Origin of the sequence: Rhizorhapis suberifaciens (assembly GCF_014200045.1) — a bacterium.
Lineage (GTDB): Bacteria > Pseudomonadota > Alphaproteobacteria > Sphingomonadales > Sphingomonadaceae > Rhizorhapis > Rhizorhapis suberifaciens.
The window spans coordinates 188,724-211,933 of the sequence record NZ_JACHOV010000007.1 but is presented as its reverse complement, the minus strand read 5'-3'; the positions used below and the strand labels follow the sequence as shown (position 1 = coordinate 211,933).

Sequence of the window (23,210 nt, the reverse complement as noted above, 5' to 3'; positions counted from 1 at the left end):
ATAGCCACCCGATACGACCGAATCCCGCAAAACTATCTCGCTAGCCTATGCCTCGCCGCTCTCAGCTTCTGGTGCTGAATGTCGATTCAGCCTAGAGCAGCCGAACCGACGCAGTCGGAACGGAAGCTGCTCTATGATCGAACCGAGAAATTGAGCGGACGAATCCCTCTTTCGTCGAGGGAAATCGTTCCGCACGAGCCAAATTGTCCTGAAAATCAGCCTTTCACGGCAATAACGGCCGCAATGCCAGCCAGATCTGATCGGCGTTACCGTTCCTGTGCAAGTAAGGCCGCTGAAGGCCAACCTAGGATCAGGAACCGTTAGGTCCTGGCCCCGTCGCGTCACCCGCGCCTCCGCCAGCCGCACCCACTGCGCCGATATTGCCGAAAATTTCCTGGAACAGGCCCCGATGGCGACCGAGCGTTGGGGTCTTGTCGCCTTCAGGATCAATCTTCGCTACCAGGTCGAGGCCGGTTTTATCGACCCCAACGACATTGCCTGCTTGATCGAAGCGGACCCGCAAGACTGTCTGGTTTGTCGGTTTCGGCTTGGAAAAAGCCAATTGCCGCGAATCGCGGGCGACATAGAACCATTCGCTGCTGTCGAATTGCCCCGCGAAGGTAGGCCGTCCCAGCGTCCGTTCCACAGATGCCTTATTGTCGATGCCAGGCTGGATCGAATCGACCAGCAGGTTGTCGACGATATAACCCTGATGCGAGCGTACTCGCGTGCAGCCGGACATTACCGGCAATAGGGCAATCGCGCCTGCGACCATGGCAAATCGCGCGATGTTGAGGCGCATCAAATTCTCCCGAAACACGAACATGTCCGCCCTTAGCCATTGCATTGGCGGCGCGGCCAATCAATATGGAATATCGCACGGGCACACAAGCCCACCATTACCATCTATACGAACCGCGAGTTTTGATGTCGATCCTGAGCCGCCTCTTCGCCAAAGCCGATCCCCGCGAAGCCATGCGGCCTTTGTACAATGCCATCGTAATGAGAGGCCGGGAGCCGCATTGGTACGCGCAGGGCGGCGTACCTGACACGCTCGACGGGCGCTTCGACATGATAGCAGCCATTCTGTCCTTTCTCCTGCTTCGGTTGGAGGGAAAGGCGGACCACAAGCAGGAAAGCGTCTGGCTGACCGAAATCTTCGTGGAGGATATGGATGGCCAGCTCCGCGAGATCGGCATAGGCGACGTTATTGTGGGCAAGCACATCGGCAAGATGATGAGTGCGCTGGGCGGTCGCTTGACTGCCTATCGGTCTGCGGTCCGGGGAGGCGAAGGGCTTGAGGACGTTCTTGCCCGAAACCTGTACCGCGGTAATCCCCCTCGTGCTGAAGCGATGAGCCATGTGGTAGAGGGGCTGACGGCATTTTGGGAAGCCCTGGGGTTCGCCCCGGCCGAAGCCTTGCTGGAAGGAAGGCTGCCATGATAGCCGCGCCTGAATTTTCGCGGCTGGAATCCCTCGATAAAATCGGCCGCAGCGACAAGCCGGTCCGCATTGAAGCCACGGCGGAGGAACGCGCGGCGCTTGCCCGGCGCTTTGGCCTGGTTACGCTTGACCGCCTTGCCGCCAGCTATTTCCTGGCAAAGGAAGGCGCTGCCGTCATTGCAAATGGCCGGATCGAGGCCGAACTCGTTCAGTCCTGCGTCGCGACCGGCGTTCCCGTGCCCGAGCGGCTGGACGAGCCCTTCGTCATTCGCTTTGAGCGGGAAGCTGCCGAGCCCGATCCGGACGAGGAGATCGAGCTCAGTTCGAACGAGTGCGACATCATCTTCTTCAAAGGCGATCGCATCGACATGGGCGAAGCGGTAGCGGAAACGCTTTCGCTCAGCATGAACCCTTATCCGCGATCTTCCGACGCCGAAAAGGTGCTTCGTGAAGCGGGCGTTCTTAGCGAAGAAGAAGCCAGTCCGTTCGCCAAGCTGCGCGACCTGACCAAAAAGGGCTGAAGGTCGCTGCATGGCGGCCTTTGTGGTCGCCATCGCCCGCATCACCAGTTCCACATGCTCTGGCCGACAAACCAGCAAATCGGGCATATACGTATCAGGCTGGTTATAGATCAGCGGAGAACCGTCCACGCGTGAGCAGTGTAGGCCGTACGCCCTCGCCACCGCGACCGGAGCTGCGTTCTAAGGCCGTTCGCCAAGCCTGAAAGTTGTTTCGGCAATACCCGGCACGTCCACATCGAAACTGAAGATGCTGCCCGAAAGCGGGTCCATTTCCAGGGCCTCCTTCGAAAGGCCGGTACGGGCGGTGGTTACAAAGGCGGTACGGTAATCCGGTCCGCCAAAACAAATCATGGTTGGTCTGGGGGCCGGCAGCGCTATTTCTGTCAGCACCTCGCCATCAGGGGACAAACGGACCACCCGGCCGCCATCGAAAAGGGCCGTCCAATAGCATCCTTCGGCATCCACGGATGCGCCGTCAGGCCGCCCCTCGCCCAGGGGGAACTGATGGAAGATGCGACCATTGGCAATTGTCCCACCCTCTCCGTCGAAATCATAGAGGCGCACGGCATGGCTTGGAGTATCTGCGTGGAAAAAGCGTCTGCCGTCTGGGGAAAAGGCGGCGCCGTTGCATGTGAGCATACCGCCTTCCACCTGCAGGATCGACCCGTCGCCCTCCAGCCTGTACAAAGCAGCGTTCCGGGCTGATTTGGCAGTGTTGACGCTGCCGACCCAAAAACGCCCCTGGGGATCGGTGCGGCCATCGTTGAAGCGCAGTTCAGGCTGTCCCGCGAGGATTTGGTCCCCGAACTGCTCTGGCTTCAGATGGAACTCGCGAAGCAGCGCAAAGCCGTTCTTCATTGCCAGCATCAGGCCGCCGCCATCGACAAAGGCGAAGCAGCCTACCGGATCATCGAATGGGCGGCATTCATCGCGGCCGCTCACAGGATCCAGGCGGTGCAGCTCATTGCAGGCGATATCCACCCAGTAAAGCCGCTGCTCATCCGGGTGCCAGCGCGGTCCTTCCCCGAGTTCGGCCCGCGCTTGCAGCACACATCGCAGTTTCTGTGTCATAACTGCCTCAGTTCCGGATTATTAGCCTGTGTCATTTCCATTTTGCCTTTCGCTGGTTATGCCCACAATAGGGTGGAAAGAAAGGACTAGCATGGCAAAGCCGGAAAGCTGGCGTCTCGCGATCGAAAACTATCCCTTCCAGGTTGCCGTGGGGACGCGATATCAGGACCTGGACGTGATGGGGCATATCAACAATGTCGCCATGGCGGCGATGTTCGAAACCGGTCGCATCCATTTCCACCATACCATCGGACGCCATCCCAAGGACAAGGGGGTCCGCTGGCTGGTTGCTTCAGTAAACCTCGCCTATGTTCATGAAGCGCATTTCCCCGAAGAGATGCTGATCGCCAGCGGCATCGGCCATATCGGCACCACCAGTTGGCATGTCTATTCGGCAGCCTTTCAAGACGGCGAATGCGTGGCCGTGTGCGACACGGTGATGGTGGCCCATGGGACCGAAGGCCGACGGATCATCGATGATGAAGTTCGCGAAACCATGCAGGTGCATTTTGCCAAACCGGGGCGCGGGGCTGATCAGCTGAAATCAAAAAAATCATCCTAAACGCTGCAAAAAGTCTTGGGCCGCTGCGGGCGCGCGGACTTTGGCGCCGTTGATCATGAATATAAAGACATCGCGCGATTTGGGTCCGCTCTGCGCTGGCGAAATATATTGAAGGTCCGCCGGGCTTTCCCCTGCCGCCCAGGACCGGGCAATGCCGGCCCAGCGATCAAGCGCATCGGGTGAATAGCCGGTGGTTTCCTCCTCTCGCGCATCCTGCAAGCGGGCGTAGACGAAGTCCGCCGTCATGTCCGCGATCTGCGGATATTTGGGGCTGTCGGCAAAGACAATCGCGACGTCCGCCGCGCGGCACATTTCGACAAAATTCGGGTGGAGGAAAGTTTCGTGCCGGACCTCCACCGCATGGCGCAGGAACATGCCGTCCTGCTTGTTCGGCAGCAGCTTCAGGAAAGCCCCGAAATCTTCGGCGTCAAACGCCTTGGTCGGCATGAACTGCCACAATATCGGACCCAGCTTGTCGCCAAGTTCAGTAATGCCCTGTCCCAGGAACTTGGCGATTGCCTCTCCAGCTTCCGCAAGCACGCGGCGGTTGGTGCAGACCCGCGACGCCTTTACGGTGAAAATAAAATCTTCCGGCGCGGCCTTTGCCCAGTTGGCGAAGCTTTCCGGCTTTTGCAGCCGGTAATAGGTGCCGTTAATCTCGATAGCGGTTAGTTGCGAGGCGGCATATTCCAGTTCCTTCGCCTGCGGAAGGCTTTTGGGATAGAAGGTTCCGCGCCATGGCTCGAAGGTCCAGCCGCCAATGCCCGCGCGGATTGTGCCTGCCCGACCCATGTCAGAAGCTCCGACCGTCGATGTCGATTATGGTCAATGCCGACAGGTCCTGATCCTCGGCACAGCGCAAATTGACTGCGATCATTGCGGAACCATCCCGGTTCTTGCCCTCTGCATAGACCTGCACACCGCAGGTCGGGCAGAATCGGTGCTGGATCACATGCTTGTAGAATGTGTAGGTCGACACCTTGTCGGCACCGGACTCGATCTTGACCCGATCGGCAGGAAAAAAGGCGAGAAGGAAACCTTTTCTGGAACAATGCGAGCAGTTGCAGGAGTTCGCCTGTTTAGGCATTTCGGCCATCGACAGGCGCACGTCTCCACAATGGCAACTGGCTGTAACGGACATGATCATCTTCTCCCGAGACACCTTGGTCGCTCAGGAGAAACTATCATCGTGCAACTTTGGGGGCGAGATCAAAACAACCCCGCCCTCGCTATAGTCACTTCAAAGCGGCGCAGGCTTCCTGAATGCGGGTGCATGCCTTTTTCAGCACCTCTTCCGAAGTCGCATAACTGATCCTGAATGCAGGGCTTAGGCCGAAGGCTTCGCCATGGACAGCGGCGACGCGATAGTCGTCGAGGAAATAGTTGATGAGATCTTCGTCGGTCGCGATCTTCACGCCCTTGGGCGTCGTCTTGCCCATGACACCGCTTGCGTCCGGATATACGTAGAAAGCACCTTCCGGAACAGGGCAGGCAAGACCGGGCGCGTCGTTCAGCATGGCGACCACCATGTCCCGCCGCCGCTTGAAGGCGACATTACGCTCCTCCAGGAAGTCCTGCGGGCCATTAAGCGCAGCAACGGCCGCCGCTTGGCTGATCGAGCAGGGGTTGGAGGTCGATTGCGATTGAAGCGCGCTCATCGCCTTGATCAACCAGGTGGGACCGCCCGCATAACCGATGCGCCAGCCGGTCATTGCATAGGCCTTTGAGCAGCCGTTGACGGTCAGCGTGCGGTCATAGAGGTCCGGGCAGACCTGCGCGATAGTGGCGAACGGCGTGTCGGCGTACCAGACATGCTCATACATATCGTCGGTCAGAATGTAGACATGGCTGTGCCTGCGCAGCACTTCACCCAGCGCCTTCAACTCTTGTGCGCTATAGGCAGCGCCCGACGGGTTGGACGGCGAGTTCAAAAGCACCCACTTGGTCTTGGGCGTGATTGCCGCGTCCAGCTGCTGGGGCGTAATCTTGTAATTTTGTGCCGCGCCGGCCGCTACGAACACGGGGGTGCCGCCCGCGAAGTTGACGATGTCCGGATAGCTCACCCAATAAGGCGCGGGGATCACCACCTCATCGCCAACATCGATGGTCGCCACCAGGGCGTTGAATAGCGTGTGCTTACCGCCGCTGTTAACGCTGACCTGCGCGCTGGAATAGTCCAGGCCATTGTCGCGGCTGAACTTGGCGGAAATGGCTTCTTTCAGCTCGGCGGTGCCATCGACGGTCGTGTACTTGGTCTGCCCAGCGCGAATTGCGGCGATGGCGGCGTCTTTCACGAAATCCGGGGTGTCGAAGTCGGGTTCGCCGGCGGAAAGGCCAATGACGTCAATGCCGGCGCGTTTCAGCTCATTCACCCGGCCGGTCATGGCGAGGGTGGCGCTAGGCTGGATGCGGCCAAGGGCGGCGGACGTCTGTGGCATTGAAGCTTTCCCCATTTCGATTGGCATCCGCGAGTCTGCGGACGGCCGCTCAATAGACAGGTCAGGCGGCAGGTTCAACCAAAGTTGCGGCCACAAGACCGCGCGCTGCGTTCCCGATGAAAAAGCCGTTTTCCAGATCCGCCATCCGGATGTCCGATTCCACCGCTTCGTCCATATCGATAAGGCTTTGCCGCAGCACGCCGGGGAGAAGCCCGCGCGCAAGCGGTGGCGTCAACAGCTTGTCCCCCCGCTCGACAAAAAGGGAGGAAAAGCATCCTTCCGTCAAAAAACCTTCATGATCGATCAGCAGCACCTCGAAAGTGCCGCCCCGTTGCAGGGCGTCTGCGTAAAGCGCCCTGTCGGTCGTTTTGTGGCGCAGCCGGAAATCCTGCGCATCCGCCCTTCGCGCGACGGCCGCCACGCGCATGACCGCTTCGGGCCAAGGGCGCTGCTGCCGGATTTCGATGGCCATTGAGCCCAGGCGCGACAGCAGCAGCCTTATGCGGCTATCCGAGCGCAGTCGGAAGGTCGCCGCCTGAAGTTCGTTGCGGGCGGCATGGCGGTCGAAGGCGAAGCCCAGTTCGGCTGCGCTGCGCAGCATCCGCGTCAGGTGATATTCGAGCAGGCGGACACCCTCGACCGGATCAAACGCCATCGTCTCTATAAGATCGAACCTGCCTTCCGTAGACGCCACTGACGCTTCCTGGTCTTTCTCTTGCGCCGGGATCATCGGCGCAAAAACTTTCCTTTTTCCAGGCATTCGTTCCATTCCGCCTGCATGACGGAATCGGCCACGACCCCTGAGCCGAGGCCCAAGAGCCCCACGCCGCTTCCTTCATCGACCGAAATAGTACGAATGGCAACATTGAAGGCGGCGTTACCGTCGGGAGAAATGCTGCCGATCGACCCGGTATAGGCCCCGCGTGGTCGAGCCTCCACTTCGTGGATGATTTCCATGGCGCGGACCTTGGGTGCGCCGGTGATCGATCCGCAAGGGAAAATGGCGCGCAGCACATCGACAGCTCCCAGACCAGGGCGCAGAAGGGCGGTGACGGTGGAGGTCATCTGGTGAACAGTGGGGTAGCTTTCCACCTCAAACAATTCCGGCACGGCAACGCTGCCGGCCTGCGCTACGCGGGCCAGATCGTTGCGAAGCAAGTCGACGATCATCAAATTTTCCGCGCGCTGCTTGGGATCGGCCGACAGGGCGCGCCTTGTTTCCTGATCCGCCTGATTCGTGGCTTGGCGGGCGGCGGTTCCTTTCATGGGGCGCGCCGTCAACCGGCCGCCTTCCAGTGTGAAGAACAGTTCCGGCGAAAAAGAGAGCAGCCAGCGCTCTCCTGTAAAAACGATGCCGCCATGACCAGCCCCGGCGCGGTCCCGCAAAGCGGCGTAAAGCGCCAGAGGATCATCGGCCATGGCGACAGAGCAAAGGAAAGTCAGGTTCGCCTGATAGATATCGCCCGCCTCAATATAAGACTGAATGCTATTGAACGCGGTGGCATAGTCCGGCTGCTTCACGAGCGGCGCAGCCTTCTGGACATTGCTCGCGGGGAGCGGAAAAAGGGCGGAAACCTCTGCAGCTGGAACTTGCTCATGGTTTTCGAACAGGCCGAACCACAATAGCGGTTCTCCGTCCGGCAAAGGACGGGCAAGGCGGGCCAGCCGTGGCTCCAGCATGTGACCAACCTCATAAGCGAGATATCCGGCCGCATGCAGCCCGCTTGCTTGCGCTTGGGCCAGCCGGTCAAGTGCCGGATGGACCTCCTCTGGCTGATAGGCGGTTACCAACTCCACCGGCTCTTTATACAATCGCGCGCCGGTGGATCCTACAGGTCTGGCATCGTCCAATAGAATGAAAGGTGCTGGCCGAGGAGGAAACATGGAATTGCCTTACAGAGAGCATGCCCATAGGTCCAGTCGAAGCAATGACGTGATCGATCGCTTAAAACGAAGCTTTGCCGCGCCAGGGCGCGCTTGACACTCCGGTCCGACTCACCTAAAGGCCGCCAATCCCGACACATTAGTCGCGCGGCGGCGCATTTCAGCGCTTGCCGTCCTTTTTGCGTTTCGGGATATTCATTCGCCAAGGTGACGGCCCCAGGGCCAGCCGAGGCAAGCGAAGCTTTGAGATAGGCCGTCCTGCCAGACAGCCTGTGGAGCAGGAGACAAGATTACATGGCACGTATTGCGGGCGTCAACATCCCGACCAACAAGCGCGTAATTATTGCGCTTACCTATATCCATGGCATCGGCCGCACGAAGGCGTTGGAAATCGCCGACAAGCTGGGCATCGATCACAGCCGCCGGGTCCAGGACCTGAGCGATGCGGAAGTTTTGCAGATCCGCGAAACCATCGACGCCGATCATACGGTCGAAGGCGATCTTCGCCGGCAGACCGCCATGAACATCAAGCGCCTGATGGACCTGGCCTGCTATCGCGGCCTGCGTCATCGCAAGGGCTTGCCCGTTCGCGGTCAGCGCACGCACACCAATGCGCGCACCCGCAAGGGTAAGGCCAAGCCGATCGCAGGCAAGAAGAAGTAAGAAATAGTCCGGGACTATTTCTTTAATTCTTCTCCGCCGGAGGCCGCTCTCCTCAACGAGTGAGACCCTCCGCCGTCAAACAGGATTTTAAGGTAGGAAAATAGGATATGGCACGGGAACCTCAGCGGATTCGCAGGCGCGAGCGCAAGAATATCTCGGCAGGCGTTGCTCATGTAAACGCAAGCTTCAACAACACCATGGTCACCATCACCGATGCACAGGGCAATGCAATCAGCTGGTCCTCCGCAGGGATGATGGGTTTCAAGGGATCGCGCAAATCGACTCCTTACGCCGCGCAGGTGTGCGCGGAGGATGCGGGCCGCAAGGCCGCCGAACATGGCGTCCGTACTCTTGAAGTCGAAGTCAAGGGTCCCGGTTCAGGCCGTGAATCCGCTCTTCGCGCGCTTCAGGCCGTTGGGTTCACGATCACGTCGATCCGCGACGTGACGCCGATCCCGCACAACGGCGTGCGTCCGTCCAAGCGTCGCCGCGTTTAAGCTTCGGCATACCAGGGGCGGCGGACGCGCCATCCCTTTATCTGTACCGGCCGGGGTCACCGTTGTATAACGCGCCCCCGCCCAATCCCAGGGGAAATACATGACTGTCAACACCAAGAACTGGCAGGAATTGAAGAAGCCGAACAGCCTGGAGATCAAGGCCGGCGGCGATCCCAAGCGCAAGGCGACGTTCGTTGCCGAGCCGCTGGAGCGTGGCTTTGGCCTGACGCTCGGCAATGCGTTGCGCCGCGTACTGCTCTCCTCGCTTCAGGGCGCCGCTGTTACCTCGATCAAAATCGAGAATGTACTGCATGAATTCTCCTCGCTCGCTGGCGTTCGAGAGGACATTACCGACATCGTTCTCAACGTGAAGCAGGTGGCGCTGAAGATGGAAGGCGAAGGCCCCAAGCGCCTGCAGCTTTCCGCCACGGGCCCTGCTGAAGTCAAGGCGGGCGACATTGCCGTTTCCGGCGATATCGAGGTGATGAACCCTGATCTCATCATCTGCCATCTGGACGAAGGCGCGACGCTCAACATGGAACTGACTGCCGATACCGGCAAGGGCTATGTGCCCGCGGTCGCCAATCGTCCGGCAGATGCGCCCATCGGGTTGATCCCAGTCGACTCGCTCTTTTCCCCAATCAAGCAGGTCGCCTACAAGGTTGAGAATACGCGCGTTGGCCAGGAACTGGATTATGACCGCCTGTCGCTGACTCTCGAGACGGATGGCACGGTAACGCCTGAGGACGCAGTTGCCTATGCCGGCCGCATTCTTCAGGACCAGCTTCAGCTTTTCGTCCACTTCGAAGATGCGCTCGCCGCTGCCACGCCGACCGTTGGCGTTGCCGCCGCAGCCGCAGGCGAAGCGGAGAGCGACGCAAATCAGATCAACCGCTATCTGCTCAAGAAGGTGGACGAACTGGAACTGTCGGTTCGCTCTGCCAATTGCCTAAAGAACGACAACATCATCTATATCGGGGACTTGGTCCAAAAAACCGAAGCCGAGATGTTGCGCACCCCGAATTTCGGCCGCAAGTCCTTGAACGAAATTAAGGAAGTCCTTTCGTCCATGGGCCTGCGCCTGGGCATGGACATTCCCGGCTGGCCCCCTGAGAATATCGAGGAAATGGCCAAGAAGCTGGAGCAGGAACTGCTGGGCTGATCTTACCATCATCCCCGCGAAGGCGGGGATCCACTCCTGAGCGTTGGGGGTGGTGTTGGGAAATGGGTTCCCGCCTTTGCGGGAATGACGTCAAATTGGGCGGTCCGAACGTCACCGCCTGGTCCTGGGTACCAGAGGTCATCCATCAAAACGGATTTTGATGGGGCCGCTATACGGCCCTTGAACAAACGGAGTAAAAGACATGCGTCATAAGGTTGGCGGCCGCAAGCTGCAGCGTACTACTGGTCATCGTAACGCGCTGTTCCGCAACATGGCGGCATCGCTCATCAAGCATGAGCAAATCATGACCACCACGGCAAAGGCGAAGGAACTTCGTCCCTATGTCGAAAAGCTGATCACGCTTGCCAAAAAGGGTGGCCTGGCCAATCGCCGCCTGGCCCATGCACGCTTGCTGGACGATACGCAGCTCAAGAAGCTGTTCGACGTCCTGGCCGAGCGTTACAAGGATCGTAACGGCGGCTATACGCGCGTTATCAAGGCTGGCTTCCGCGCGTCGGACGCCGCCGCTGTGGCGGTGATCGAGTTGGTCGACCGCGATGTTTCAGCCAAGGGGCAGGATTCCGGTCCGGTCCAGGGCGCTGACGAAGAAGAAATGGAAGCGGCATAAGATCATTGGCGGCTCTGGAGAGCCGGCAATCCTCTTCCTCAACAACTTCACAAACAGGCCGCGACTTCCTAAGTTGCGGCCTGAAACTTATGTCCAAAATATGCAAAATGAAGAAATCCGCACTGGCCTTGCCTTTGGCGGCTATTGCATTGGTGCCTGTGACAGGAGCCGCTGACACGGTGATCGGGGCAGGATCGCGGTCACGCGCCCCAATGGCTTATCCCCAGACGATGCGCCAGGATCTTGTCGAGGAGCATTTCGGCGTCAAGGTGGCCGATCCTTATCGTTGGCTGGAAAAGGACGTGCGGCAGGATAGTGCCGTGCTCAACTGGGTAAATGCCCAGAATGAGGTCACCAACGCCTATCTGGAAACGGTTCCCGGCCGCGACATCCTGAAGAAGCGGATCAAGTCGCTCATGGATCATGACCGCTACGGAACTCCGCGAAAAGCCGGACGGCGATATTTCTACACCTATAATAGCGGGCTGCAGAACCAGTCGCCGCTTTATGTTCGCGAAGCTTTGACCGCCAAGCAAAGGCTGCTGATCGATCCCAACACATTTTCCACGGATGGGACGACCGCGCTCGCGGAATGGGAGCCGTCATTTGACGGTAGGTATCTGCTTTACGCAATCCAGGATGGCGGCTCGGATTGGCGTACCCTGCATGTCCTGGACGTCACGACGGGAAAAGTGCTTCCCGACGAGATTCGCTGGGTCAAATTTTCCGATCTGGCATGGGATCGTGAGGGGCGCGGATTCTTCTACTCCCGTTTTGCGGTGCCACGCGAAGGAGAGGCGTTCCAGTCGACCAATCTCAACCAGCAGGTCTTTTATCATCGACTGGGCACCCCGCAATCGGCGGACGAGCTTATATACGCGACACCGGGACGGCCCAAGCTGGGTCACAGCGCTCAGGTGAGCGATGACGGCCGATGGTTGCTCATCAGTTCGGCACAGGGAACGGATGAACGCTACGAACTGACGATCGCCGATCTCCACGATCAAACCCGAAAGCCCTGGCCGCTGGTCAAGGGCTTGAACCATGATTGGCGGCTGATCGGCAATTTGGGGCCCAAGCTATATTTTCTCACCAACAAGGGCGCCCCGCGTCTTCGCCTGGTAACGCTGGACGCGACCCATCCGTCGGCCCCGCCGGTTGAAGTCGTGGCGGAGCGCAAGGAGACGCTGGTGGGGGGCTCCATGGTGGGCGACAAGATCATTCTTGCCTATCTGAGCAACGCACGCACGGTCGCTGAAATGGTAAATCTCAGCGGACGACCGGCGGGCGACGTACCGATGCCGGGCATCGGCACCGCCGCTGGTTTTGGAGGAAAGGGGGGCGACCCTGAAACCTTCTTTGCCTTTTCCGGTTTCACGACGCCGACGACGATCTACCGATTCGACACCGCGACGGGCGAAACCAGCATCTTTGCGCAGCCGAAAGTCGATTTTGATCCCTCCGATTATGTGACGCAGCAGGTCTTCTACCCGTCGAAGGACGGAACGCGTATTCCGATGTTCCTGATCCGTCGTGCGGACGTGATGCAGAGCGGCAAGCCTGCTCCCACGCTGCTTTACGGTTATGGCGGGTTCAATATTTCGCTGACCCCCGGATTTTCCGCGCCGCGCCTGGCTTGGCTGGAGCAGGGTGGGGCGGTGGCCATCGCCAATCTGCGGGGCGGCGGCGAGTTCGGCTCTGCGTGGCATGATGCCGGACGGCTGCATAACAAGCAGAATGTCTTTGACGATTTCATCGCCGCCGGTGAATTCCTGATCGCGCAAAAGATCACGGGTAAGGACCAACTGGCGATAGAGGGGCGTTCCAATGGCGGCCTATTGGTCGGAGCGGTCCTTAATCAGCGTCCGGACCTGTTCGCCGCCGCCCTGCCCGCCGTGGGGGTCATGGACATGCTCCGTTTCGACCGGTTTACCGCCGGGCGCTATTGGGTGGATGATTATGGCTATCCTTCACGGAAAAAGGATTTCCGCACGCTGCTGCGCTATTCGCCTTATCACAATATACGGCAGGGCACTCCTTATCCCGCGATCATGGTGGTGACGGCCGACACGGACGACCGTGTCGTGCCCGGACACAGCTTTAAATATGTCTCGGCGCTTCAGCACGCCTCTATCGGTGAAAAACCTCACCTTATCCGCATTGAGACCCGTGCTGGCCATGGGTCGGGGAAGCCAACGGACAAGCTTATCGAGGAGTATTCCGACATGTACGCGTTCATCGCGAAATGGACGGGTCTGAAAATCTCGCTTCCCCTGCAGTAAGCCTCACTCCGCGGTCTGTGACGCGGCATTTGTCGGAAGGGTGGTTTCGCGATCGGACCATGCGACAGTCCGTACACCCTCATCGTCGAAAACAGCATCGGCAGCTTCCAACAGGGGCTTGAAGCGCAGCCCATCGATCGTCCCGCGCATGACGATTAGCGCCTTGCTCGCTTCGCCCTGCAGGAACAGCGAAAGGGCTTGGCGCATCTTGTGGGTCATGTGCCGAACCCAGGTCCGACGGGGCGCATATTTGCGAATCGTGTAAACCGAATTGCGGATGTAATGATAATGCCAGCGGACCCGGACCGGATTATTTTCAGTCCGTATGTCTGGATTGCCATCCATCTGGCGCACGTGCAGGCATCGGCTGTCGCCGACGATATAGCCTGGTTGTGCGGCCGTCACACGCAAGGTGAATTCCGAATCTTCCCCCCAGATGAACATGGAGGCATAAGGCAGGCCAAAACGCGCCAAGGTCCGGCGGGGCAGCAGGATGGAAACGAAGGTCGCCCTGCGCACCGGCACCATCTTGTGTTCCAGCAATTCTGGCCAGGCCTGATAGGAAAGAGCGTTCCGCCTGTTCGCGACATCGGGCACATTGGTTACACAGCCGCGTGGTGTGCGGGCTGTCGAAATTACGAAGGGGGCGGTAATTTCGCGCTGCACCAGAATATTGTCGGCGGCGATCAGCCTATCCAGCGCGTCGGGCTCGGGGATCACGTCATCATCCATCACCCATATCGAATCAGCGCCGGTCCGATAGGCAATGCGCATGCCCATGTTGAAGCCGCCCGCCGCGCCTATGTTCCGTGGGAGGGAATAAACCTCTACGCGGTTCGCCCATTTCTCGGCGAGCATCGCAAAGGTGCCGTCTGTACTGGCATTGTCAATAACAACGATGCGGTCGCATTGATGCGTCTGCGCAACGATGGCCTCAAGGCAAGAATCCAGGAGGTCCATTCTGTTATAAGTTAACACCACGGCGCAGATGGTCGACATGATCACCCCTTCATTTTTCAGACCCGTGGTTGTACGGTAACCGCGCTGGAGTTCTTAGGTTCCCTGTCCGTTTCTTTTGGGCAGGTGACCTATCCATCGGGATACTTCTCTAAATCCAACGATATGATAGTTCTCTGGCCATGCCTATTGGAAATTCCGGGCTAGGAGTTCAGGTCATGAAAGGCGCTCGGCTGCGTGACGAGAATTGATGCCGTCGTTGTCGGTGCGGGCGTGGTCGGATTGGCCGTCGGACGCAGATTTGCGCGCCTGGGCCTGGAAACCGTAATTGTCGATGGAGAGGCTGATTTCGGCACTTGGACAAGCGCTCGCAACAGCGAAGTCATCCATGCGGGCATTTATTATCCCAAGGGATCATTGAAGGCGGAGCTGTGCGTTAAGGGAAAAAAGCTGCTTTACGATTATTGTTTCGCCCGCGACATTCCCTGCCGGCAATCAGGTAAGCTGATCTTCGCGGCGTCGGCGGAGCAGGCTGGATCGCTCGACGCGATTTTAGCGGCCGCAAAGGGCGCGGGGGTGACGGATCTTGTGCGCCTCAATGGCCGGGAAGTGCGGTCGCTTGAGCCTCTGCTCGGTTGTCATGAGGCGCTTCTTTCTCCCTCCACCGGTATCCTGGACTCCCATGCCTATATGCAATCACTTCTTGGCGAGGCGGAAGATGCCGGTGCGCAATTCGCCCGCCAGACGCGGATCACCCGATTGACGCGGCAGCAGGATGGCTGGGGCGTTCATATGGACGGGGAGGCGGAACCCGCCGTCATTGCCTCGCTTGTGGTAAATGCCGCAGGTCTCACCGCGCATCTCCTTGCGCTACGTACCGAGGATCTGGCGGAAGGATATGTGCCGCAAGTCCGCTATGCGCGCGGCGTTTACTTCACTTATGCCGGGCGGGCGCCTTTTCGGCGCCTTATCTATCCTGTGCCAGTGCCAGGCGGATTGGGCACGCATCTGACGCTGGATATGGCCGGCATGGCTCGCTTCGGCCCCGATGTCGAATGGATTGATGGCATTGATTACAGCGTGGATCCCGCACGATATGAAACTTTCCTGGCGGCTGCGCGGCTTATCTGGCCCGAACTCGATCCGCAGCGCCTGACCCCCGGTTATGCGGGAATTCGTCCAAAGCTCAGCGGTCCGGGGGAACCCGCAGCGGACTTCCTCGTTTCGGGTCCGCAAGAGCATGGGCTTCCAGGATTGGTGAATTTATTCGGGATCGAATCGCCGGGATTGACCGCCTCGCTTGCGCTTGCCGATTTGGTGGCGCAAAGGCTGGGGCTGGGCGCGGAGATTTGAAACAGTGATCGAGTCCCAACCCGCACTTACCAATTTGCGCCGAAAGGCAACCGTCGGGGCGGTTTTTACGGGAGGTGCGCAGGCCTTTCGCACTGGTCTCCAGATGCTTTCTGTGGTTGTGCTTTCGCGGCTGCTATCGCCTGAGGTCTTCGGTCTGATGGCGATGATTTCACCGCTGATGTTTTTCGTGATGCTATTCGGCCAATTGGGTCTCAACAACGCGATCATCACCGCGCGGACGATCTCTCCCGCTCAGTTGAGCACCATCTTCTGGATCAATAACGGAGTGGCGGCCGCGCTCGCGCTCATATTTGCGGCGAGCGCGCCTCTGATCGCCTGGTTCTACGGACAGCCGGACCTGATTGCTCCAGTGCTGGTGCTTGCCTGCTCCATCCTTATTTCGGCCGCAGCCTCACAACATCAGGCGCTGATTACCCGGTCCATGCAGTTTGGACGCCTGGCCCTGATCGACGTCATATCCGGAGCCGCCGGCTTCCTCCTGGCCCTGGTGATCGCCATCATTTACCCCAGTATTTGGGCGCTGGTCGCTTCCACGGTAATGACCGCACTTACGGCCGCCGCTGGATCCTGGCTTGCGTCGGGGTGGAGACCGAGCCGCCAGTTCAACTGGGCCCAAGCCTTGCCAATGATCAAATTTGGCAGGGGAATGATGGGCTTCAATGTCTTCAATTTCCTGTCCCGTAATCTCGACAATATCCTTATCGGCAAGTTCGCTGGCGCGGTGCAGCTCGGTTATTATGATCGCGCCTACAAGCTGCTGCTGTTTCCATTAAGCCAGATCAACCAGCCGGTCGGCCGCGTGGTGATTCCCATACTTTCGCGGCTGGTTGACGAACCCGAACGCTATCGCGCCGTCTATCTGCGCACGGTGCAGCAGCTGGCGCTGTTCACGTTGCCCGGCGTCGTTTTCATGATCATCTATGCGGAATCGGCCATTCCCGAGATACTGGGCGAACATTGGCGAGCCAGTGTGCCCATCTTCGTCTGGCTGGGCTTTGCTGCCCTGCATCAACCGATCTCCGCCACGACCGGCTGGCTATTTATAAGCCAGTCCCGGACCGGGGAGTTCGCCCAATGGGGGCTGGTGGTAGCAGTGACCTCTATCGCCGCCTTCATTGTCGGGCTGGCTTGGGGAGCGCTGGGTGTGGCGGCCGCCTATGCGCTGAGCGACATGTTCATCCGCATGCCGATCGTATGGTATTGGGTAGGACGAAAGGGGCCGGTTCGGACCATCGATCTTGTAAACGCTGCTTGGCCCCATGTGTTAGCCAATATGGCAATGGCGCTTGTGCTGATCGGGCTCATACCCTTTCATTTATCGGGCTTCCTGTTGCTGGATCTTGCCATGAAATTCGCAGCGGGTTTCGCGGTTTGCTGGACGACTCTCGCTGTTTTTCCTAAGGGACGCGCGGTGTTGATGGATTTGGCGGGAACCGTCGGCAATATGCTTGCACGTCCGGCGCGTGCGAGCTAATAGCGGCTCCCTTGACGCTGCAGGAGTGTAGCTCAGCTGGTAGAGCGTCGGTCTCCAAAACCGAATGCCGGGGGTTCGAGTCCCTCCACTCCTGCCAAAACTTGCAACCGGGCCGGTATAAGGCTATGGGCCGCAAGGAATTTTGAATGAGGTCAGAGCCGCTCCGGTTGCAAGACCGGCTGCGGCTTTTGGTTTCGGTGTTTTTAATTGAAGATTGAACAGGTTAGAGACAGTGGCCAAGACATCTCCCGGCGATTTCGTCCGGCAAGTGCGCGCTGAAGCGAACAAGATCGTCTGGCCGACGAGTCGCGAAACGGTTGTGACCACCATCATGGTGGTGATCATGACCAGCATGCTTGGCCTGTTCTTCTTCGGAATTGATTCGCTTTTCGGGTGGATCGTTCAATTGCTGCTCGGCCTTTCCCGCTAAGGCTTATTGATTGGAGTTCGAACGGTAGACATGTCGCGCTGGTACATCATCCACGCCTATTCCGGGTTCGAGAACAAGGTCCGTGACGCGATCATGGCCGAAGCCGCGCGCATGGGATTGGAGCAGCTCGTCGAATCCGTCGAGGTGCCCACCGAAACCGTGACGGAGGTCCGTCGCGGCAAGAAGGTGCAATCGGAACGCAAATTCTTTCCCGGCTATGTGCTGGCGAAGCTGAAGCTGAACGATGACGTTTATCACTTGATCAAGAACACGCCGAAGGTGACGGGTTTTCTGGGCGCTTCCGGCAAACCTCAGCCGATCAGCGAGGCGGAGGCCGCGCGCATCCTCAACACCAAGGAGGAAGCTGCCGCCGCGCCCAAGCACAAGATCAACGTCAATTACGAGATTGGCGATCAGGTCAAGGTTCTGGACGGTCCCTTCGCCAGCTTCAATGGCGTGGTGGAAGAGCTGGACTTCGAAAAGAACCGCGTAAAGGTGTCGGTATCCATCTTTGGCCGCGCAACGCCAGTGGAGCTGGATTTCGAACAGGTCGAACTGGCGAAGTGAAATTTGGTCCTTTTCCCGATGGGGAGAGGACAGCGAGAGTTGGCTGGCGAAGTAGGGCCTAGCCGCAGCGGGAGGGAGGCTCCCACCTATAAGGTGGGCAGGGCTCCTCAGCAACTCCGGCTAAGCGGCATAGCCGCTAAGTCTTCATATCCTCTCTCACTGGAGAGGATAGGGGAAGTGCGGGAGGCAGTCTTCGGGCTGCCGTTTGGACCGCTAAACTTGAAACAGGGCAAAGCGCTGTCGCGCAGAGCCCCGACTATAGAGTGAGTAAAAATGGCTAAGAAAATTACGGGCTATATCAAGCTCCAGGTGCCTGCGGGCGCCGCCAACCCGTCTCCGCCCATCGGCCCTGCGCTGGGTCAGCGCGGCGTCAATATCATGGAATTCTGCAAGGCCTTCAACGCTGCTACCGGCGATCTTGAAAAGTCCATGCCGATCCCCACGATCATCACCGTTTATGCCGATCGCAGCTTCTCCTTTGAGACGAAGACGCCGCCAGCGACCTTCCTCATCAAGAAGGCGGCGAAGCTGAAGTCGGGTTCGAAGGAGCCGGGCAAGGTGTCTGCCGGACAGATCAAGCGTTCGCAGCTTGCCGAAATCGCCGAAGTGAAGATGAAGGATCTCAACGCCAACGATATCGAGGCCGCGACCCGCATCATCGAAGGTTCAGCTCGGGCCATGGGCCTTCAGGTTGTGGAGGGCTAAAGACATGGCAAAGCTGACCAAGAAGCAGAAGGCTCTCGCTGAAGCCGTCGATCGCAACAAGCTGCACGGCGTCGAAGAAGCCATCGCGCTGGTAAAGAAGCACGCGACCGCCAAGTTCGACGAGACGCTTGAAGTCGCGATGAACCTGGGTGTCGATCCCCGCCATGCCGATCAAATGGTTCGTGGCGTCGTGACGCTGCCCGCCGGCACCGGCAAGACCGTCCGTGTCGCCGTCTTCGCACGCAATGAAAAGGCCGCCGAGGCAACTGCCGCCGGTGCGGACGTTGTTGGCGCGGAAGACCTGCTGGAAACGATCCAGGGCGGCAATATCGATTTCGACCGCGTGATCGCGACCCCGGACATGATGGGTCTGGTGGGGCGCCTGGGCAAGGTGCTGGGTCCCAAGGGTCTGATGCCGAATCCGAAGCTTGGCACCGTCACGCCGAACGTGACCGAAGCGGTCAAGGCGGCCAAGGGCGGCCAGATCGAATTCCGCGTCGAAAAGGCCGGCATCATCCATGCAGGGCTTGGCAAGGTCAGCTTCTCCGAAGCGGACCTCAAGAAGAACTTCGAAGCCTTCGTTGATGCCATCGTCAAGGCGAAGCCTTCAGGCTCCAAAGGCAAATATGTCCGCAAGGTCGCGCTTTCGAGTTCGATGGGCCCGGGCTTGAAGATCGACGTCGCCGAACTTTCGGCGGCTTAAAGACCAGCCAACAGTTCGTCCCGAGCGAAGTCGAGGGACGATGACTTGGCGCTAGAGTGTCTCGGCTTTGCTCGATGAACGGAGTTGAGATTTTTAGGATCCTCGGGGGCTTCGGTTCCCGTGGAATGAAAAAATGAAAGTGCCCCCGGCACTTCCATTTTTTCAATCCGTCCGAGACAGCAGGTGAGGGGAATTTGCCTCTCTTAATCTCCTGCCAAGACGGGGAAAGTTTTCGCCGGTGCACCGTTAAGGCGGCGTTCCGGGTCTGCCGGAATTCCTTGGTTGGTCCCATGGACGAGCCATTCCAGGATTGAAGGTCAGGCGACATTCCCCTCGGACAGGCGGCAGGGCCGGTTTAGGTCACCCTGTTGCTTAACCGCGCGGGCGGATGGTCCGTCTGCGCTAGAGTGGAGAATGGCATGGATCGTGCTCAAAAAGCCGAGCTGGTATCTGCGCTGCACGACTCATTGGGGGACTTCGGAGTTGTCGTGGTGACACGCAACCTGGGTCTGACCGTGGCTCAGTCTACTGATCTGCGGACGAAAATGCGTGATGCGGGCGCCAGCTACAAGGTTACGAAGAACCGTCTCGCCAAAATCGCCGTCAAGGGCACCGCTTACGAACAGATCGGCAGCTTGCTGACTGGTCCGACAGCATTCGCCACATCGCCGGATCCGGTAGCGGCCGCAAAGGTCGCCGTCGAATTCGCAAAGACCAATGACAAGCTTGAAATTGTCGGCGGTGCGATGGGTGAAACCTTGCTTGACGTTGAAGGCGTGAAGGCGCTGGCATCGCTGCCGTCGCTCAATGAACTGCGCGCTAAGATTGTGGGCCTTATTCAGGCGCCCGCAACCAAGGTCGTTCAGGTCGTCCAGGCGCCGGCAGGACAGCTTGCGCGGGTCTTCAATGCTTACGCAACCAAAGACGCAGCCTGATTTTTCGATTTTGTTGAAACTTTCGGGGCCGAAAGCCCCAAGAAATGGAGATTATTACCATGGCAGACATTAACGCGCTCGTAGACCAGCTTTCCGAACTGACCGTTCTGGAAGCGGCTGAACTGTCCAAGGCTCTTGAAGAAAAGTGGGGCGTTTCCGCCGCTGCCGCCGTTGCAGTTGCTGGCCCTGCCGCCGGCGCCGCTGCTCCGGCTGCTGAAGAGCAGACCGAATTCGACGTCATCCTGGTCAACGACGGTGGCAAGAAGATCAACGTCATCAAGGAAGTCCGTGCGATCACCGCTCTGGGCCTCACCGAAGCCAAGGCGCTGGTCGAAGGCGCTCCGAAGGCCGTCAAGGAAGGCGTGAACAAGGAAGAAGCCGAGAAGCTGAAGAAGCAGCTCGAAGAAGCCGGCGCGACCGTCGAGCTGAAGTAATTTGTCGGCCCCTCGGGGCCAGCATTACTCCCGGCTTATTGTCGGGTGCAGAACAGGAAGGGCGGTCCTTTATGGGCCGCCCTTTTTGCTTTCGGGGGCAGGATCGCGCCTAGTATCGCTCAAGTTGGAGATGACGAATAATTGTTTGTCTGCGCCGCCTGATTGGCAGCAATAGACGAACTTCGTTTTCCATCGGGCTCGCAATCACTCTACACACCTGGGGCGGGACTGCACCTTCATCACGGCCAGAGGCAATGACCGCCTGCAATATGGAAGATGAATCTATCTCGGTTGACCGGACCGGCAAAGTCCCGGAGAGTTGGGCTTAATTTTTGCCGAGATGGAACGAGCGACGATCTTGCCTGCGACCCCGCTGCCCCTGCCGCCTGATGATAGCGCCATTCGCGGCTTGCCGATGACCGCCGATCTATATTGCGAATTGTTCCAGCCGGAAAAGGCATCGCGCCTCGACTACCTGCCTGGCCTGATGGTTGTCGGTTTAGCGGTGCTGGCCGCCGCTTATGTATCGGACCATTATGGCGTACCGCTGACGCTGATGAGCCTGTTGGTGGGGCTGTCGCTTAATTTCCTGAACGCTGACCGGCGACTGCATCCCGGATTGATGCTGGCGTCGCATCGGTTATTGCGCATCGGCATCGTGCTTGTGGGGATGCGGGTGACGGTCGGACAGATTGTCGACCTGGGACCCGTAGCATTGCTATGCATCGCCGCAATCACGGCTTTGACGATCTTATCCGGGGTGGTCCTGTCCCGGCTGCAGGGATTTTCCACAGCCTTTGGCGTCTTGGCGGGTGGCGCGGTGGCAATATGCGGTGCGTCCGCCGCGATGGCGCTGGCGACAATGCTGGGCGAGCGGCGGATCAATCAGGCGCAGCTTACCACTGTCCTGGTTGGCATTGCCGCGATGAGCGCAGCGGCCATGTTTTTCTATCCCATGCTGGCGTGGGAGTTTGGGCTGAGTGACCGGCAGGCGGGTTTTTTCCTGGGGGCGGCAATTCATGACGTGGCTCAGGCGCTGGGCGCGGGATATGCGGTGTCGAACATAGCTGGTGACACCGCCGCCATTGTAAAGCTGACACGCGTTGCCCTGTTGGTGCCGGTGTTGCTGATTGTGTCGCTGGTTATTGGGCGGCGCGAAGGAATGGACCGCGCCAAGGCGGGTATCCCCTGGTTTATCTTCGGCTTTTTGGCGTTGGTCATATTCAATTCGACCGTCGCTGTTCCCTCAATGATTGGCGATGCGGCAACCGCCATTTCGGCCGTGCTGATCGCCGCTGCCGTGACCGCGACCGGTATCCGTTCGCCAATGCAGATATTGCTGAAGAGCGGGTTGCGCCCAATGATCGTCATATTGGGGCCGACCGTGATCGCGGCGGCGCTTGCCTGGTCGGTGACGGAACTGATCTTGCAAATGTGATGGAAGAGAATCGCGATATCCTCCGCCGGGGACGCGGAAGCATTTCGGGCGCTCCTGCTCATCGCGCGGCCCGCTCATCACAATTGGGAAAGTGCAGTCTTTAGCAGTCCCGCAAGCTCCGTGACGGCGCGATGGGGATTTTCACAAATTTCGATGTTATAGCCAATTTCGGGCAGGGCGGGACTCCCCATGTCCAGCGGCACGAAGTCCGACCCCAGGAAGACCGGCGTACGGCAAGTCAGCGCCAACCCGCTTTCTGCAGCGGCGCGCAACACCGAGAGGCTGGGTGTTTCCAGTGCGATCGAATATGACCGGCCCGCCGCTTCGAGCGACGCCATGCGCGCATCGCGAAACCGGCAGGGCTTGGTCATTACCGCTATATTGCGTCAGATAGACATGCTCGCTGGCCTTCACCATCGATCCTGTATCCACGATCATCACAAAGCTGCGCAGCAAATCAGTCGGTAAATTGATCCGCATCGTCATTTTTTGCTCCATCGATGCGTATATATGCTGGCGAAAAGGACAGGACGCAAAGATATTTCGGAGCGGGATGCCCGCAAAGTAAGGCTGATTAGCGCGAGATTTCACCACGGAGCCCATCGGCTCGTGCTGAGGATCCGCGGCCATTCCGACATCGGCGTTGCGGTACGACGACCCTTCCAATTTTCCCTATTCCGCCGGCTGCTCCAGCGCACGGCGTTCCATTTCCGCTTGCTGCCTGCGGTGCCGGAAGCGGTAGTAGAGCAGCAGCAGGGTCGGCAGGAACAGCGTGTTGACAATATCGTGGATTGACTCGCCAACATTATTCTCGGTGCTGCCAAATTTCTGGTTGAGGTCGACGATCTCGTTGATCCCCTCCAGCAGGGCCACCATCATCCAGGGCCGCCAATCATGCAGCGGCCGCTTGGTAGCCCAGGCAAAGAAGAACAGCAGCGCCACGCCCACATGGATATGGACCGCATCTGGAGACAGATGAATGCTCTTTTCAAACGCGTGCTTGATGGGCCCCCAAATAGTTGCAACTTCGGTTAGGATCATG

General features: G+C 58.9%; 27 protein-coding genes, 1 tRNA gene and 2 pseudogenes. 18 read left to right on the top strand and 12 right to left on the bottom strand.

What is annotated here, in order from left to right:
• Positions 1-310: 310 nt before the first annotated feature.
• The gene (locus HNQ99_RS10740; RefSeq protein ID WP_246414898.1) at positions 311-802 is read right to left on the bottom strand and encodes an outer membrane protein assembly factor BamE; all 492 of its coding nucleotides are present in this window, start codon (positions 800-802) and stop codon (positions 311-313) included.
• Positions 803-927: 125 nt separating this feature from the next.
• On the opposite strand from HNQ99_RS10740, the gene HNQ99_RS10735 reads away from it, so the two are divergent.
• Both HNQ99_RS10735 and HNQ99_RS10730 read left to right on the top strand, forming a co-directional pair.
• On the top strand, positions 928-1,443 hold the full coding sequence (locus HNQ99_RS10735) for a ubiquinol-cytochrome C chaperone family protein (RefSeq protein WP_184475640.1): 516 nt from the start codon (positions 928-930) through the stop codon (positions 1,441-1,443).
• Positions 1,440-1,964 carry a DUF177 domain-containing protein gene (locus tag HNQ99_RS10730; protein WP_184475639.1) on the top strand — a complete coding sequence of 175 codons (525 nt, stop codon included), beginning with the start codon at positions 1,440-1,442 and terminating at the stop codon, positions 1,962-1,964. The genes HNQ99_RS10735 and HNQ99_RS10730 overlap by 4 nt, the downstream gene beginning before the upstream one ends.
• A 27-nt stretch (positions 1,965-1,991) precedes the next feature.
• Here HNQ99_RS10730 and HNQ99_RS16660 read toward each other — a convergent pair.
• Both HNQ99_RS16660 and HNQ99_RS10725 read right to left on the bottom strand, forming a co-directional pair.
• Positions 1,992-2,138, bottom strand: a pseudogene (locus tag HNQ99_RS16660) (3'(2'),5'-bisphosphate nucleotidase CysQ); the annotation flags it as partial.
• Between the two features lie 6 nt (positions 2,139-2,144).
• Positions 2,145-3,035 (bottom strand): SMP-30/gluconolactonase/LRE family protein, encoded by an 891-nt coding sequence (locus HNQ99_RS10725; RefSeq protein ID WP_184475638.1) that lies wholly within the window; start codon positions 3,033-3,035, stop codon positions 2,145-2,147.
• A gap of 91 nt (positions 3,036-3,126) precedes the next feature.
• Between HNQ99_RS10725 and HNQ99_RS10720 the strand changes: the two genes are divergently transcribed.
• Complete coding sequence (locus HNQ99_RS10720; RefSeq protein ID WP_184475637.1) at positions 3,127-3,597, top strand: acyl-CoA thioesterase; 471 nt, start codon at positions 3,127-3,129, stop codon at positions 3,595-3,597.
• On the opposite strand, the gene HNQ99_RS10715 is transcribed toward HNQ99_RS10720, so the two are convergent.
• The 5 genes from HNQ99_RS10715 to pabB all read right to left on the bottom strand — a co-directional run bounded on the left by HNQ99_RS10715 (position 3,589) and on the right by pabB (position 7,919).
• A complete protein-coding gene (locus HNQ99_RS10715) occupies positions 3,589-4,389 on the bottom strand; it encodes a DUF72 domain-containing protein (RefSeq protein ID WP_184475636.1) in 801 nt (266 codons plus the stop codon). The two genes, HNQ99_RS10720 and HNQ99_RS10715, sit on opposite strands and share 9 nt — an antisense overlap.
• A 1-nt stretch (position 4,390) precedes the next feature.
• Complete coding sequence (locus HNQ99_RS10710; RefSeq protein WP_184475635.1) at positions 4,391-4,738, bottom strand: GFA family protein; 348 nt, start codon at positions 4,736-4,738, stop codon at positions 4,391-4,393.
• Between the two features lie 94 nt (positions 4,739-4,832).
• Positions 4,833-6,035 carry a pyridoxal phosphate-dependent aminotransferase gene (locus tag HNQ99_RS10705; RefSeq protein ID WP_184475634.1) on the bottom strand — a complete coding sequence of 401 codons (1,203 nt, stop codon included), beginning with the start codon at positions 6,033-6,035 and terminating at the stop codon, positions 4,833-4,835.
• 61 nt (positions 6,036-6,096) lie between these two features.
• Complete coding sequence (locus HNQ99_RS10700) at positions 6,097-6,729, bottom strand: aminotransferase class IV (RefSeq protein WP_184475633.1); 633 nt, start codon at positions 6,727-6,729, stop codon at positions 6,097-6,099.
• Between the two features lie 32 nt (positions 6,730-6,761).
• Complete coding sequence (gene pabB / locus HNQ99_RS10695; protein ID WP_184475632.1) at positions 6,762-7,919, bottom strand: aminodeoxychorismate synthase component I; 1,158 nt, start codon at positions 7,917-7,919, stop codon at positions 6,762-6,764.
• 294 nt (positions 7,920-8,213) lie between these two features.
• Here pabB and rpsM point away from each other — a divergent pair, with 294 nt between their 5' ends.
• From rpsM to HNQ99_RS10670, 5 genes are all read left to right on the top strand, one after another.
• Positions 8,214-8,582: a 30S ribosomal protein S13 gene (rpsM, locus tag HNQ99_RS10690; protein ID WP_184475631.1), complete on the top strand. Its 369-nt coding sequence runs from the start codon at positions 8,214-8,216 to the stop codon at positions 8,580-8,582.
• 107 nt (positions 8,583-8,689) lie between these two features.
• Positions 8,690-9,079 (top strand): 30S ribosomal protein S11, encoded by a 390-nt coding sequence (gene rpsK, locus HNQ99_RS10685; RefSeq protein WP_184475630.1) that lies wholly within the window; start codon positions 8,690-8,692, stop codon positions 9,077-9,079.
• 100 nt (positions 9,080-9,179) lie between these two features.
• Complete coding sequence (locus HNQ99_RS10680) at positions 9,180-10,241, top strand: DNA-directed RNA polymerase subunit alpha (protein ID WP_184475629.1); 1,062 nt, start codon at positions 9,180-9,182, stop codon at positions 10,239-10,241.
• A gap of 202 nt (positions 10,242-10,443) precedes the next feature.
• Entirely contained in the window at positions 10,444-10,869 is a 426-nt protein-coding gene (gene rplQ, locus HNQ99_RS10675; protein WP_184475628.1) for a 50S ribosomal protein L17, read from the top strand.
• Positions 10,870-10,976: 107 nt separating this feature from the next.
• Complete coding sequence (locus HNQ99_RS10670; RefSeq protein ID WP_184475627.1) at positions 10,977-13,151, top strand: prolyl oligopeptidase family serine peptidase; 2,175 nt, start codon at positions 10,977-10,979, stop codon at positions 13,149-13,151.
• A 3-nt stretch (positions 13,152-13,154) separates the two neighbouring features.
• On the opposite strand, the gene HNQ99_RS10665 is transcribed toward HNQ99_RS10670, so the two are convergent.
• Positions 13,155-14,150 (bottom strand): glycosyltransferase family 2 protein, encoded by a 996-nt coding sequence (locus HNQ99_RS10665; protein ID WP_184475626.1) that lies wholly within the window; start codon positions 14,148-14,150, stop codon positions 13,155-13,157.
• Positions 14,151-14,345: 195 nt separating this feature from the next.
• On the opposite strand from HNQ99_RS10665, the gene HNQ99_RS10660 reads away from it, so the two are divergent.
• From HNQ99_RS10660 to HNQ99_RS10615, 10 genes are all read left to right on the top strand, one after another.
• Positions 14,346-15,461 carry an NAD(P)/FAD-dependent oxidoreductase gene (locus tag HNQ99_RS10660; protein WP_184475625.1) on the top strand — a complete coding sequence of 372 codons (1,116 nt, stop codon included), beginning with the start codon at positions 14,346-14,348 and terminating at the stop codon, positions 15,459-15,461.
• A 4-nt stretch (positions 15,462-15,465) separates the two neighbouring features.
• Complete coding sequence (locus HNQ99_RS10655; RefSeq protein ID WP_184475624.1) at positions 15,466-16,956, top strand: lipopolysaccharide biosynthesis protein; 1,491 nt, start codon at positions 15,466-15,468, stop codon at positions 16,954-16,956.
• Positions 16,957-16,977: 21 nt separating this feature from the next.
• Positions 16,978-17,053: transfer RNA gene (locus HNQ99_RS10650), tRNA-Trp, on the top strand.
• Positions 17,054-17,188: 135 nt separating this feature from the next.
• On the top strand, positions 17,189-17,386 hold the full coding sequence (gene secE, locus HNQ99_RS10645) for a preprotein translocase subunit SecE (protein WP_184475623.1): 198 nt from the start codon (positions 17,189-17,191) through the stop codon (positions 17,384-17,386).
• Between the two features lie 30 nt (positions 17,387-17,416).
• Positions 17,417-17,953 (top strand): transcription termination/antitermination protein NusG, encoded by a 537-nt coding sequence (gene nusG / locus HNQ99_RS10640; protein ID WP_184475622.1) that lies wholly within the window; start codon positions 17,417-17,419, stop codon positions 17,951-17,953.
• Between the two features lie 273 nt (positions 17,954-18,226).
• Positions 18,227-18,658: a 50S ribosomal protein L11 gene (rplK, locus tag HNQ99_RS10635; RefSeq protein WP_184475621.1), complete on the top strand. Its 432-nt coding sequence runs from the start codon at positions 18,227-18,229 to the stop codon at positions 18,656-18,658.
• 4 nt (positions 18,659-18,662) lie between these two features.
• Positions 18,663-19,361 (top strand): 50S ribosomal protein L1, encoded by a 699-nt coding sequence (rplA, locus tag HNQ99_RS10630; protein ID WP_184475620.1) that lies wholly within the window; start codon positions 18,663-18,665, stop codon positions 19,359-19,361.
• Between the two features lie 419 nt (positions 19,362-19,780).
• The gene (gene rplJ / locus HNQ99_RS10625; RefSeq protein ID WP_184475619.1) at positions 19,781-20,296 is read left to right on the top strand and encodes a 50S ribosomal protein L10; all 516 of its coding nucleotides are present in this window, start codon (positions 19,781-19,783) and stop codon (positions 20,294-20,296) included.
• Between the two features lie 59 nt (positions 20,297-20,355).
• A complete protein-coding gene (rplL, locus tag HNQ99_RS10620) occupies positions 20,356-20,730 on the top strand; it encodes a 50S ribosomal protein L7/L12 (protein ID WP_184475618.1) in 375 nt (124 codons plus the stop codon).
• A gap of 358 nt (positions 20,731-21,088) precedes the next feature.
• Positions 21,089-22,168, top strand: a complete 1,080-nt coding sequence (locus tag HNQ99_RS10615; RefSeq protein WP_322790359.1) for a YeiH family protein — start codon at positions 21,089-21,091, stop codon at positions 22,166-22,168.
• A gap of 77 nt (positions 22,169-22,245) precedes the next feature.
• Here the strand turns inward: HNQ99_RS10615 and HNQ99_RS10610 are convergent, their stop codons facing one another.
• The 3 genes and pseudogenes from HNQ99_RS10610 to HNQ99_RS10605 all read right to left on the bottom strand — a co-directional run bounded on the left by HNQ99_RS10610 (position 22,246) and on the right by HNQ99_RS10605 (position 23,209).
• Entirely contained in the window at positions 22,246-22,539 is a 294-nt protein-coding gene (locus tag HNQ99_RS10610; RefSeq protein WP_184475617.1) for a type 2 periplasmic-binding domain-containing protein, read from the bottom strand.
• 10 nt (positions 22,540-22,549) lie between these two features.
• Positions 22,550-22,648 (bottom strand): annotated as a pseudogene (locus tag HNQ99_RS17005) (LysR family transcriptional regulator); the annotation flags it as partial.
• A 192-nt stretch (positions 22,649-22,840) separates the two neighbouring features.
• A complete protein-coding gene (locus HNQ99_RS10605) occupies positions 22,841-23,209 on the bottom strand; it encodes a hypothetical protein (RefSeq protein WP_184475616.1) in 369 nt (122 codons plus the stop codon).
• Position 23,210: the final 1 nt, after the last annotated feature.

What these genes read in the sequence shown, in the direction of transcription:
- HNQ99_RS10740 (WP_246414898.1), bottom strand. Translation starts at nt 802, where the DNA reads ATGCGCCTCAACATCGCGCGATTTGCCATGGTCGCAGGCGCGATTGCC.
- HNQ99_RS10735 (WP_184475640.1), top strand. Translation starts at nt 928, where the DNA reads ATGTCGATCCTGAGCCGCCTCTTCGCCAAAGCCGATCCCCGCGAAGCC.
- HNQ99_RS10730 (WP_184475639.1), top strand. Translation starts at nt 1,440, where the DNA reads ATGATAGCCGCGCCTGAATTTTCGCGGCTGGAATCCCTCGATAAAATC.
- HNQ99_RS10725 (WP_184475638.1), bottom strand. Translation starts at nt 3,035, where the DNA reads ATGACACAGAAACTGCGATGTGTGCTGCAAGCGCGGGCCGAACTCGGG.
- HNQ99_RS10720 (WP_184475637.1), top strand. Translation starts at nt 3,127, where the DNA reads ATGGCAAAGCCGGAAAGCTGGCGTCTCGCGATCGAAAACTATCCCTTC.
- HNQ99_RS10715 (WP_184475636.1), bottom strand. Translation starts at nt 4,389, where the DNA reads ATGGGTCGGGCAGGCACAATCCGCGCGGGCATTGGCGGCTGGACCTTC.
- HNQ99_RS10710 (WP_184475635.1), bottom strand. Translation starts at nt 4,738, where the DNA reads ATGTCCGTTACAGCCAGTTGCCATTGTGGAGACGTGCGCCTGTCGATG.
- HNQ99_RS10705 (WP_184475634.1), bottom strand. Translation starts at nt 6,035, where the DNA reads ATGCCACAGACGTCCGCCGCCCTTGGCCGCATCCAGCCTAGCGCCACC.
- pabB (WP_184475632.1), bottom strand. Translation starts at nt 7,919, where the DNA reads ATGTTTCCTCCTCGGCCAGCACCTTTCATTCTATTGGACGATGCCAGA.
- rpsM (WP_184475631.1), top strand. Translation starts at nt 8,214, where the DNA reads ATGGCACGTATTGCGGGCGTCAACATCCCGACCAACAAGCGCGTAATT.
- rpsK (WP_184475630.1), top strand. Translation starts at nt 8,690, where the DNA reads ATGGCACGGGAACCTCAGCGGATTCGCAGGCGCGAGCGCAAGAATATC.
- HNQ99_RS10680 (WP_184475629.1), top strand. Translation starts at nt 9,180, where the DNA reads ATGACTGTCAACACCAAGAACTGGCAGGAATTGAAGAAGCCGAACAGC.
- rplQ (WP_184475628.1), top strand. Translation starts at nt 10,444, where the DNA reads ATGCGTCATAAGGTTGGCGGCCGCAAGCTGCAGCGTACTACTGGTCAT.
- HNQ99_RS10670 (WP_184475627.1), top strand. Translation starts at nt 10,977, where the DNA reads ATGAAGAAATCCGCACTGGCCTTGCCTTTGGCGGCTATTGCATTGGTG.
- HNQ99_RS10665 (WP_184475626.1), bottom strand. Translation starts at nt 14,150, where the DNA reads ATGTCGACCATCTGCGCCGTGGTGTTAACTTATAACAGAATGGACCTC.
- nusG (WP_184475622.1), top strand. Translation starts at nt 17,417, where the DNA reads ATGTCGCGCTGGTACATCATCCACGCCTATTCCGGGTTCGAGAACAAG.
- rplK (WP_184475621.1), top strand. Translation starts at nt 18,227, where the DNA reads ATGGCTAAGAAAATTACGGGCTATATCAAGCTCCAGGTGCCTGCGGGC.
- rplA (WP_184475620.1), top strand. Translation starts at nt 18,663, where the DNA reads ATGGCAAAGCTGACCAAGAAGCAGAAGGCTCTCGCTGAAGCCGTCGAT.
- rplJ (WP_184475619.1), top strand. Translation starts at nt 19,781, where the DNA reads ATGGATCGTGCTCAAAAAGCCGAGCTGGTATCTGCGCTGCACGACTCA.
- rplL (WP_184475618.1), top strand. Translation starts at nt 20,356, where the DNA reads ATGGCAGACATTAACGCGCTCGTAGACCAGCTTTCCGAACTGACCGTT.
- HNQ99_RS10610 (WP_184475617.1), bottom strand. Translation starts at nt 22,539, where the DNA reads ATGACCAAGCCCTGCCGGTTTCGCGATGCGCGCATGGCGTCGCTCGAA.
- HNQ99_RS10605 (WP_184475616.1), bottom strand. Translation starts at nt 23,209, where the DNA reads ATGATCCTAACCGAAGTTGCAACTATTTGGGGGCCCATCAAGCACGCG.